The sequence below is a fragment of the Streptomyces smaragdinus genome, assembly GCF_009604385.1.
Taxonomy (GTDB): domain Bacteria; phylum Actinomycetota; class Actinomycetes; order Streptomycetales; family Streptomycetaceae; genus Streptomyces; species Streptomyces smaragdinus.
Genome location: NZ_WEGJ01000079.1, coordinates 1 through 10,253, shown reverse-complemented (window position 1 = coordinate 10,253; position 10,253 = coordinate 1). Strand labels below are relative to the sequence as shown.

8 protein-coding genes and 1 pseudogene are annotated in these 10,253 nt (G+C 69.0%); 1 reads left to right on the top strand and 8 read right to left on the bottom strand.

Annotation, left to right across the window (positions count from 1 at the left end; translation table 11 throughout):
- Positions 1–30 precede the first annotated feature (30 nt).
- Positions 31–87, top strand: a complete 57-nt coding sequence (locus SRB5_RS37825) for a hypothetical protein (protein WP_407703965.1) — start codon at positions 31–33, stop codon at positions 85–87.
- Between the two features lie 660 nt (positions 88–747).
- Here SRB5_RS37825 and SRB5_RS35380 read toward each other — a convergent pair.
- The 8 genes and pseudogenes from SRB5_RS35380 to SRB5_RS35345 form a co-directional block, all read right to left on the bottom strand.
- A complete protein-coding gene (locus tag SRB5_RS35380; RefSeq protein ID WP_323379037.1) occupies positions 748–1,617 on the bottom strand; it encodes a TniB family NTP-binding protein in 870 nt (289 codons plus the stop codon).
- Positions 1,618–1,793: 176 nt separating this feature from the next.
- Positions 1,794–3,962: a transposase gene (locus tag SRB5_RS35375; protein ID WP_323379036.1), complete on the bottom strand. Its 2,169-nt coding sequence runs from the start codon at positions 3,960–3,962 to the stop codon at positions 1,794–1,796.
- Positions 3,959–4,744 (bottom strand): TnsA-like heteromeric transposase endonuclease subunit, encoded by a 786-nt coding sequence (locus SRB5_RS35370; RefSeq protein WP_323379035.1) that lies wholly within the window; start codon positions 4,742–4,744, stop codon positions 3,959–3,961. Before SRB5_RS35370 ends, SRB5_RS35375 begins: the two co-directional genes overlap by 4 nt.
- Before the next feature lie 247 nt (positions 4,745–4,991).
- Positions 4,992–5,198 carry a hypothetical protein gene (locus tag SRB5_RS35365; RefSeq protein ID WP_153457905.1) on the bottom strand — a complete coding sequence of 69 codons (207 nt, stop codon included), beginning with the start codon at positions 5,196–5,198 and terminating at the stop codon, positions 4,992–4,994.
- Entirely contained in the window at positions 5,195–6,040 is an 846-nt protein-coding gene (locus SRB5_RS35360; RefSeq protein ID WP_153457903.1) for a helix-turn-helix domain-containing protein, read from the bottom strand. Before SRB5_RS35360 ends, SRB5_RS35365 begins: the two co-directional genes overlap by 4 nt.
- A gap of 305 nt (positions 6,041–6,345) precedes the next feature.
- Positions 6,346–9,024 (bottom strand): DEAD/DEAH box helicase, encoded by a 2,679-nt coding sequence (locus SRB5_RS35355; protein WP_323379038.1) that lies wholly within the window; start codon positions 9,022–9,024, stop codon positions 6,346–6,348.
- A 79-nt stretch (positions 9,025–9,103) separates the two neighbouring features.
- Positions 9,104–9,847 (bottom strand): hypothetical protein, encoded by a 744-nt coding sequence (locus tag SRB5_RS35350; protein WP_228390693.1) that lies wholly within the window; start codon positions 9,845–9,847, stop codon positions 9,104–9,106.
- Between the two features lie 338 nt (positions 9,848–10,185).
- A pseudogene (locus SRB5_RS35345) lies at positions 10,186–10,253 on the bottom strand (HNH endonuclease); the annotation flags it as partial.

Here is a 10,253-nt window from a genome sequence, read left to right as displayed (position 1 = left end):
CCGCGATCAGGAAACGGCCGCGGCACCAACGTGCTCGTCAACAACGCCGGAACCTGGCAGATGCTCCACGAACACCTCAGCGCATAACCAGGCGGCAGCATCGATCCACAGGAATTGACAATTGCTCCAGGTCTCTCCAGCTGCGTGGGGCCGGCCGCGGTCTGGCCGACGGGCGTTTCGAGCATCCAGCACTGGTGTGTGGTGCAGATCCGGGCGTGCGGCGCGAGGTAGCGGCGTGCTTCCTCGCGGCCTTGTGTGGCCCTCGCGGTGCAGGCCCGGCATCCGGGGCCGGTCGGCGCGATCGCCTCGGCGGTGCGGAACCAGGCGGCCGGCCCGCTGCCGGGCCTGCCTGGGGGAGGGGCGGTGTCCCAGGTCGGCAGGGCACGGCGCAGGTGTTCTTCGGGCATGCGGCAGAACGCGGCGAGTACCGCCCGGCCCTCGGCGTTGAAGATCACTTCGCTGTCCGGCCGCACCGTGGCCAGGTTGGGGCGGCGCTTGACGTCGACGAGCGCGCCGATGAGTTCTTTGGCGGTGAGCCGGTAGCGGGAGGCGACGCGGCTGACGAACGACAGCGTCACCTCGCCGCTCAAGGGTGCTACCCGCACCGCACCCAGCGGCCGGCGGCGAGGCGCGGCAGGCCGGTCGTGCCCGGGCGGCCGCGCCTCCACATCACCGGCCGCGTGCTTCCCCGGCGTCTGCAGGGTCTCTTCCCGCCTTGTCTCCACCGCCACATCGCCTCTCTCGCCTTCAGGACACTGGGCCGCGGGGACGCGGGGCGCGCCTTCGCGGCGGACGGGATTGCTGTTCTGCGCGGATGTCGAGCTGGATGCCGGCCAGGAGCCGTTTGGTGATCTTCTCGCTGCCGTCGAGGAGGGCGGTGAGGGCGGCTTCGCGGATGAGGTGGGAGAGGCTTCCCATGACTCCGCCGGTGCGCTGGTGGAGGTAGTCGGCGTGCCGGGCCAGGGTGCCGTGCGTGTGGTGGCGCAGACGCAGGGCCTCTTCCATGTCGGTGACCAGGTCCAGCCAGATCGCGCGCTGTTCGTCGGTGCCGCAGGGCAGGGCGGTATTGCGGAGCAGCGTGAACCGGCCCGCGAGCTGGGCGCCGCGCGGCCCGTTCAGCAGGGGTGAGGCTTCGACGTCGACTCCTGCGTGGACGAAGGTGGCGGGGATGCGTTCGCCGAGGTGTTTCATCTGGTCAGAGGTCTCCGCGCCGGCCCGCGTGCGGGTGTCGAGAAGGTGGACGTCGTCGACGAGGACCAACGCCGTGCCCAGCTGGCACAGCAGGTGGCAGACGGCGTCGGTGATCTGTGCCTGGTTCATGCGAATCGCGATGGGGATGTTGAGGAACCGGGCGAATTCGCTGACCAGCATCTTGGGTGTGGAGGCGGGCGGAACGGCCAGGAACACGACGGGGAGGTGATCGGTGCGGCCCGGGTGACGGCGTTGTTCGGCGAGTTCGAAGGTGCGGCCCATTTCCAGCAGGGTGGTGGTCTTGCCGGTGGTGGGCGGCCCGGAGACGATCAGGCCGCGGCGTGCGGTGCCCTGCTGGCGTCGGTTCAGCAGCATCAGCCGTCGCACCGCCAAAGAGATCCGTTCCATGGCCGGGGTGGTCAGCACGACGAACCGGGAGTGGTAGTCCAGACGTTCCTCGAGCGACCAGTCCTCATCTCCGGTGGGCGGGGGCCGCAGCGGGGGAGTACCGACGAACTGCTGCCAGCCGTCCCGCGTGGTCGGCGGCGCGTACGCCGCCCCCCTTCGTCCCTCTTCGGGGACGGGATCGGTGTGCGGGGCCGCTACCACTGGGCTGCCTCCCGGACGGCGTCGTAGATCCGGGACGGGCGAGAACGGACCGGGACAGCAGCGGCCGGGCGCTCGTGCTCCGGGCACCCGTCGGCGGCATCATCCGGTCCGCCGAGCGGCTCGCCGTCCTCTTCCCAGCCGTCCTCGAACTCCTCGTCGTCCGCCTCATCGAGACTCGTCGGGGTGAAGACTCCCACCAGCCCGTAGGAGAGGGTCGGGGCAGTGAGAAGGCCGGGCGGCTCCTGCGAGGGCATGGCCGGGGCGAGCGCCGCTGCAGCGCCGGCCCGTGCCGCGACCGTCCGCTCGCGGCGGCTGCCTTCACCGTTGTCGGCCCGCCGCAAGAGACGGTCCAGGGCGTGGGCGAGCTGCCGCTCGTGCTCGTCCCGCTCCCCGCGCCGCTCGACGCCTGCGCGGATGTGCCGCCAGGTGAAGTCGGTGAAGGGCAGGCTGACACGCTCCCGGTGAATCCACGGCACCTCCTGCCAGCCGCCGGGCAGCCGCACCCAGATCTGCTGAGGGGCGTAGGGGTTGTGGTGCACTTCCCACATGCCGTCCCCGGCTGCCGACCTGTGCCTGCGGTGTGGGTTGAGGACTTCGTGGTCGTAGGTGCGGTAGTCGAAACGGATGCCGTAGTCGTTGATACCCAGCCGCTTGACCGGCAGCAGCTCGATGTAGTCGTCCGCGCTCAGCGACACCGGCACGTAGCCCGTCACCCCGACCAGCGCGGCCCACATCTCATTCGGCGACAGCGCGAGCTTGGGGGCCAGAGGATGACGCAGCGACGCGTGCGGGCGGTGCTGCCAGTCCGCGACCAGCCACTCATCCAGCAGGTCCTGCAGCTGCGGCAGCGTCCAGCACGCCTCGTCCTCGACGTCTGTGCCGCGCTGGGTGACATCGGAGCCGGTGTAACCCGCCACGTACTGGGAGAACCGGTCACCGATGGTGCGGAACATCCGCTCGACATGCCCCTTGGCCGGACCGTTGGCCGGCGGCGCCGGCTGCACCGACACCCCCAGGCTCTCGCACGCCGCGACGAACGAGGCGGAAACGAACACCGAGCCCTGGTCGACCACCACCGTCTCCGGCATGATCACAGGCCGCGCCGCCGCACCCCGCAGCCGCGAGTCCAGTGACACCAGCCGCTCATACGGGATGACCGAGCACGACATGGCCAACGCCGCCTCCCACCCCGGACGCATCCCCAGCGGCGTCACCATCTGCGCCAGCATGATCGCCGCATCGACCGACCGAGTGCCCACCGGCCGCAAGACGGCCGCACAGACACTGCGCGTCGCCACATCCAGCGCGATCGTCAGCTCGGCAGAACCCGTCACCCCGTCGGCCAAGACCACCATCACGTCCAGCGGAGTACTGTCCAGCATCACCATCTCACCGGGCCGCAGCACCACCGTCGGCGTGAACGGGGGAGCCGGCCGCGAGGAATGACGGCGCCGCTGCGCCGCCGTCCCCAAGAGCCCCTGACCGTCCGCGAGCGCGTGCACCAGCCGGTTGAACGTCGTTACCGGCGGCACCTTCACCACCCCCACGCCGTGAGCGTCCTCCAGAATCCAGCCGACCACCCGCCGCAGCCGGCTCAGCGTCCCGGTCGACCGCTCCCGCTGTGCCTCCAGCGCCTGCACGATCGCGGCGACCACCCGCTCGTCAGCACGCCCCACCGGCGAGCGCCGACGGACCGCCCGGCCATCCACCAGACCCCACAGGCCATGCTCCCGGTAGCGGGCCCGCATCCGCCGCACCGTCACCGCGCTCGTCGGCTGCCCAGCCGCCGTCAGCTCCGCAGCCTTGGCCGCCTCCCGCTCCGCCATGGTGTGCCGAGCGGGGTCGAACCCCGCCCGTGGAACCCGAGCCTGCCCGGGAACCGGGACCCCGGTCTCCACCTCGCGCACATGCCGCTCCCAGGCCTGCGCGCGCTCGCGCACCTGCTCCGGCAGTTCCTCCAGAAGCCCGAACGGCGCCACGCCGCGCCGCGGCGCACCCACCACCTCAAAGCCGGGAGCCGCAAAGAGGAAGTTCACCAGCACCGTGGCCACGGAGTCGTTCGCGTCGATCAGCCGGGCGCAAGCCCCTTCCAGCATGACGACCGTCCAGATCCGCTGCTCGAAGCGCACCTTCGTTCCGGGTTCCAGTACCGTGCCGGTCACGACAGGCCCCGTCCTGCGCGGCCCACCGTCACGACCACCCGTTCATGCAGAGGCTTGTCCAGCGGAGCCGACAGGACGCCGGTCCACAGCGCGTGGAAGACCACCGGGAGGACCTCGAGCGGATCCCCGAGTTCCCGTACCCCTTCGATCAGCGGCCGCGGCCGTCGAAATGCCTCGATCACGCGCCCCGACAGCTCGGCACCTCGGTAGCGGGGATGCCGGTACCCGGCCAGCCAGCCGAGATTGGCTGCCAGAACCGGATCCGGAGGCCGCAGAACCCTGTACTGCCAGCCCACCGCCAGAGCCGCGGCCTCCATCACCGCCGCCCGCGAAGCGAGACGCCGCGAGATCTCCTCACGCCCGGAACAGTCAGCCAGCAGACCTCCGCCATCCGAGAGCCGGGCCATCAGATGCGGCGCGTGCCGCACCCACGCCCCATCACGTCCACGCCAGGTGAGCTCCACCGGGCGGCACGCCAGCGCCACGACAGAAGGATCCCGGTCCAGCAACATCACCTGGGTCCGCATGACACCAGACGCGTAATGCACCAGCCGACCGTCGGTGGCCGACCACCACCAGCCCGGCGCCATCCGCCTGCCAGGCCGCACAGGAAACGGACGCACCGGTCCGCAGTCCTCCAAGGCAACACCACGCGCGACGTCCCGCCAGCACGTCTCCCGCTCACCCTCCACGGGATCAACGAAGCGGGCCTCCAGACCATCACCGATCCCGCCCAGCGACTTTCCGCTTCCCCTACCTCCATGCCGCTCCACGTCGGACACCCAAGTGCATGTCAGACGCTGGAAGGCGTGAACCGGCTGTTCCCACCCTGAACGGGTGAACTATGTGCAGTCCGCCGACTCATGCCTGGCTCGCTGCATTCATTTGTGGCACGCTCCGACCTCGGGACGACAGCGGACGAGACACTGTCACCGCGTACGTGATCAGCATCGACGACTTCTATCGCCACCTCGCACAGTGGCCAGGACTTGGGCCGACCGAGGTGTTCGGCCGGCCCGGTGTCCTGCCTTACGTCACGGCCGGGACCAGCACGGCCAGCAGCGCGATGAACAGCGTCATGGCGCTGAAGAACACGACGCTGCCGCGGCCGATGGCCGTAGAGACCGGCGAGCCCCCCTCCCGGGCGACGCTGTAGCCGATGAGGCCCGCGATGACAGCGACGGCCGCGAGGACGACCAGGGCCAGAAGCAGCATCAGGAGGTTCTGCGTGCTCACGCCGCACCCCGCTGATTCTGCTGGCGGGAGGCAGCCTTCGTGTGCAGCTGCTCCGGGATCCAGATCCGGCGCTCGCGGGCCGCCTGGTACAAGGCCGTCCGGAACCGCGACCTGCGCTTGCGGACGGTCGTGTTGGTGAGGTTCAGCCGCTCCGCGATCTCGGTGTCAGGGAAACCCATGACCGTCAGCCGCACGACCGCCTGCGTCTCCGGCGCCTGCTCACTGAGGATGTCCTCGAAGTTGGTGCTGAACACCTCCGACTCGATCTCGTAGCTGGTGGCCTGGAGCAGCCCGCCGATCCCGGCCTTGTTCGCGGCGTCCTCCGTGAAGTCGTACACGGCGTGCAGCCGCGCCCAGTTGACCCGCTGCCTGGCCCACCTCACATACGCCCGACGGAACACCCAGATGCACTGGCCGATGAAGTACGTCATCAGGCAGCAGGCGCCGCGCGGTCCCTTGTAGTCCGCCGTCCAGCCCCGCCCGCTCTGCAGATCGCGGCGGAACTTCCGCATCGCCTCGGCGAACACGTCGACCATGATGACGTCCCGCTCCGCGCGGCTGCCGCGCAGCAGGCGCATGTCGTCCTCGTGGACGAAGAACTTCCAGCCCCGGCTCCTGCACTGCTTCTGGGCAAGCCGGGGAAGCGTGCCCTTGCGGAGCATGCCGAGCAGGATCGGCTCGGCTTCCCGGTACAGCTCGATCTCGAACACGTCGTAGGCAAGCCCCTCGAAACCACTGCAGGCCAGCTCCTCGATCCGCGCGGCGTCCCGTTCGACCCGCGCCCCGCGTTCCCCGCCCAGCACCGTCTCAACGGTCTCGATGATCTCTGCTTCCATGTTCATGGCACAAACCCCCTCGTCATTGTCTGCTCCTGAGCTCTGACAACGCTTCTTGATCGCGCGCGGCAAGCTGCGAAGCAGATCGCTTGTTGTACGGGCTTGTGTGCAGGGGAAGTTGGCGAACGTGACACACCAACTGAAGAAATTTTTCGCGAGGTCCCAAAACCAATCTGCGGGTCCGTAATTGCTTCACGGACCCGCAGCTGAAGATTCGCACCCCGCAATTGCCTGGGCGGGCACGACACTTCACCCCAGAGCTGGGACTAGGGCCGCACTCGTCGGCTGGCCCCGTCTGCCAGCAGATGCGCCTACGCCCATTCGACGCCAAGGTCCCGTAGTGCGGTCAACTGGTCTTGGGTGAGCCTGTCGCGTCTGGTACGGGTGTTCGATACCCACACGCCTAGTTTGATCATGGTCGGTTCGGTGTGGCCGTCGATCACGATCTGTTCTGAGTGGCCGCGGGGGACGCGGTGGTGGCCTTCGCGGGTGATGTACTGGGCGAGTGCTGTCAGGCCGCGTTGGAATGCCTGTTGTGTCTTGCTCGGGCCGCCCTTCGTTGTGCGGGGCGCTGCCGGGGCGGGAGACGGGGCTACAGGGGCCTTGATGCCGAGCGCGGACAGTCGCTCCTGCTGCGCGGGGAGGAGCTGGGCCCAGGTGCCTGGCTGTTTCTGCCGTTCCAGCCATCGCCCGAGGTCGTCGCTGTCGTAGACGACACCCGGCTGGATGTCGGGTAGTTGGCCGTCGGGTTCGTCGGCGGCGAGGTGGGTGAGTATGCGGTGGTGGCGTTGCCAGTCCAGTGGCCAGGGGCAGTTCCAGTCGGGGTCGATCTGGGTGAGCTGTGCTGCGCGTGCGGCGGCTCGCTCGGGGTTTTTGCCGAGTCCGTCTTTGCGGCGGAGGTTGGCCATGTGCTGCCCGACCGGCACCATCACCTCACCCTCGCCCCACGCCGCGTCCTGGCGGGGTGCGAGGTGTCCGGTGGCGTGCCGGTAGGAGCGGAGTGCGGCGATTTTGGTTTCCCAGGCTTCCTCTCCGGGCTCCCACACCATGCCGGCTTCGGGGGCGTCGAGGAGCTCTTTGCGGTGGGGGTCGAGCTCACCTGCGCGGAGGGCTTTGCGCTGCTGGTGGACCCACCTCCCCAAGGGGAAGTTTGTTGTTGTGCCTGCGGTCGTCTCGGTCTCGTAGCTGACGGCGTGCAGGCCGGTGATCTCGTTCTTGGCCCGCCAGCGGAGCAGGGCTTGGTAGCCCTCGAGCCAGACCAGGGATTCGGGGCGGATGACGCGGCAGCGGGTCAGGGCGGCGATGTCGGCGGCGTCACGCGGCTGGGCGAAGTTCACCACGACCCGGGTGACACGCTCGACTTCCTGCTGCGCCTCGTCGGTCTCCTCGCCGTTTTCACCTCCGTCCCCGCCGAGGGTTCCTGTTCCGGGGGTGGGGCGGACGTGGATGCGCCGGCGTTCGGTGCCGCGGGTCAGGGCGCGGGAGGCGAGCTGCTCGACCATGCGTTCGGAATGCGAACGCAGGGCCTGGAGGATGTCGACGAGGGGTTGATAACTGGCGGAGGCGACCATGTCCTTGGGGTCTTCTCCGGGCTGCAGGAAGATCGGGATGATGATCCGTGCGGTTTTGGTCGTGCCGTCGGGGTTGGGGCGCAGGGCGCGTCCGATGTTCTGGACGATGTCGACCTGGGAGCTGCGTGATCCGACGATGCACACGGCCTCGACGCCGCGCAGGCCGGTGATGTCGACGCCGACGCCGAGGGCGCGTACGGAGGAGAGGAACGCCCGGTGCACGCGCCGGTTCGCGGCGTCGGTGCCGTTGGCGAACCGGTGGATGACCGTACGCCGGTGCGCGACGGGATGGTCGCCGCACAGCCAGTCGGCCCATACCCGGTCCGGGGGCACGTGGCGGCTGTCCTCGAGCTCGTACAGCTCGGCGTCGATGGAGGAGACGGGCAGTTCCTCCGCGTGGACGAGAGCGGCCCCGGACGCCTCGGCGGCGTAGAGCTCGGCAGCGGTACGCGGCATCTGCCCGGCGAACGCCTCGGCTTCCTCGACCCGCTGATGGAACACCATGGTGGTGTGCAGGTTCATCTGCGCCGCGTGCTCCAGCAGCGCGGCCTGGAGCAGCGCCAGGCGCCGGCCGCGCAGCGCGTCCTCGGACAGCCCGAGGACGGGGTCGGGGTCACGGATCTCCAGCACGTCGATCTCGAAGCCCGCGAGGATCGCCCGCTCGACCGCCTCCGCAAGCCCCAGGTCGAAGATCCTCTTGCCGTAAGTGGCGCTGTCGTCCTGCATCGATGCGATCACCAGCTCCCGGCCGTCCCGCCCCCGCTGCGGCCGCGGCGCCGCGAGGATCCGCGGGGTGGCGGTCAGGTAGAGCCTGAAATCAACCGGAATACGGGCATTATCGTGGATGGCTGCCCAAGGCCGGCCCATGTCCCCGGCCGTCATGTGCGCCTCGTCCAAGACCGCCAGATCGAACGGCGCCATGCGCTGGCCGTAGAGCCGCTCCCCGCCCGCCAGAGCGGCCTCCAGCGGTCCCGGCATCTTCCGGCGGCCTGTGATGTCGGCGGGGTCCTCGCGGTCCACCAGAGACGCGTAGGTGGCGAACACGATCACCGGCCCGGCCCCCGCCCACAGCGCGAGCTGGATCGCATTGGTGGTGGTGCGCACCCCGAGCCGTTCCAGCACCTCGTCCTTGTCCACCGAGCAGACCGCGACCATCGGAGAGCGGTGCCCCACCCGACGCCAGGACTCGGCGCTCTGCACGACCAGGTCCAAGGTGGGCACCATGACGAGGATCCGCCCGTCCCGGAAGCACTCCAGCGCGCTCGCGGCGGCCGTGATCGTCTTCCCGGATCCGGTCGCGGACACCCCCAAGGCACGGGTCCCTTCCGGCGGCACAGGTGATCTTGCAGGGAACCCGACCCACTCACGGATACACGCAGCCGCATCCACCTGATGCTCCCTGAGCACGATTCTCGGAATTCCAGACTTCACCGTCACCAATTCCTTTTACTGAGAGCAAATTCCGTGGATCGGCATTCCGTAAACGGCAGATTCATTTTCAAACTCCGATTCCTTCAAGGTCCCATTCGTCGAGCCCGGAGTAGACCGTTGCGGTTCGGCACCGCGGCGCCGACATACACTCGGCTTCCCCGCGGTAGACAGCCACAAGAGAGTCAGCTCCCCGCCGCCAGGTGTCTGCGCGTCCGGCAACCTCCAAGACCGGCTCGAAGCCGTCGAGTTGCAGCGCCTCCACCGCTTCACCCGTCACCGTGGTGATGGTGCGGGCGCACCCGCAGGCATGGTCTGCCAGGGCCACCGACTCCACCCGCCCCTCGACGCTGCCGTGCAGAGGCACCCAGGAGCCGGCATGGATACCGAACGCCCCGTCCGGGCCGATCATGAACGCGTAGGGAAGCGCGGTGTGCTGCAGCCAGGCCTCGAACCACCAGCCCTTTGCCTCCGACCCCTCAGGGACATCCGCACTGAACGAACGGGGGCCACCGTCATAGTGCGGAGATGGAGGCAGGGCAATCCCGCCCCAGACTTCCTGATACGCCACAGCACGATCGATCTCTGCAGAGGGAATTCCATGCCCCAGCCACCGGGCCCGGTGCCGCTCCACACCAGGATCATGAATCCGGTAACCATGAATTCCGATAAAGTATTGAGCCCTGCGCGTAAGCTCGCTAAGAATTCTTTCCCTGATCGCCACTCGATACACCACAATCAAATCCGCTTTACCCTGTCGAGTCCGAATAATCTTGAGGGTGTAACCACTTTCTCCCAACACTACATGCTGCATCACAACGAGGCGCGCATTATGCTGAAACCCGACGCGAACAAGCAGCCGCCCCCTCACAGCCAGCCAGGCCCGCGTCAGCGGGCCCCAACGGTCCAGGAGGCGAAGCCGGAAGGACCGTTCAGGGCGGGGGAGCGCAGCGGACCCGCCCGGCCGGCCCGGAGCGTCAGCGGAGGGCCGGCCTCAGGACGAAGTCCTGGCGTTCCGGGAGCGCAGCGGACGGAACGGCGACCCCCTTGCACAGCAAGGGGGTCGCGCGGGACGCGCAGCGTCCCGCCGGCGCTCCCGCGGAGCGGGAGCGCAACAACCCCGCGCGCGGGGTTGTTCGCGCGCACCGCGCGCCAGCGCGGGTCCCTATGGCCCGTCCCGATGATCCGCCACGCGAGCCCCGACGGCGGCGCGGGCTGAT

Coding starts and splice junctions, on each gene's coding strand:
- SRB5_RS35360 (WP_153457903.1), bottom strand. CDS start 6,040: ATGAACATGGAAGCAGAGATCATCGAGACCGTTGAGACGGTGCTGGGC.
- SRB5_RS35350 (WP_228390693.1), bottom strand. CDS start 9,847: ATGCAGCATGTAGTGTTGGGAGAAAGTGGTTACACCCTCAAGATTATT.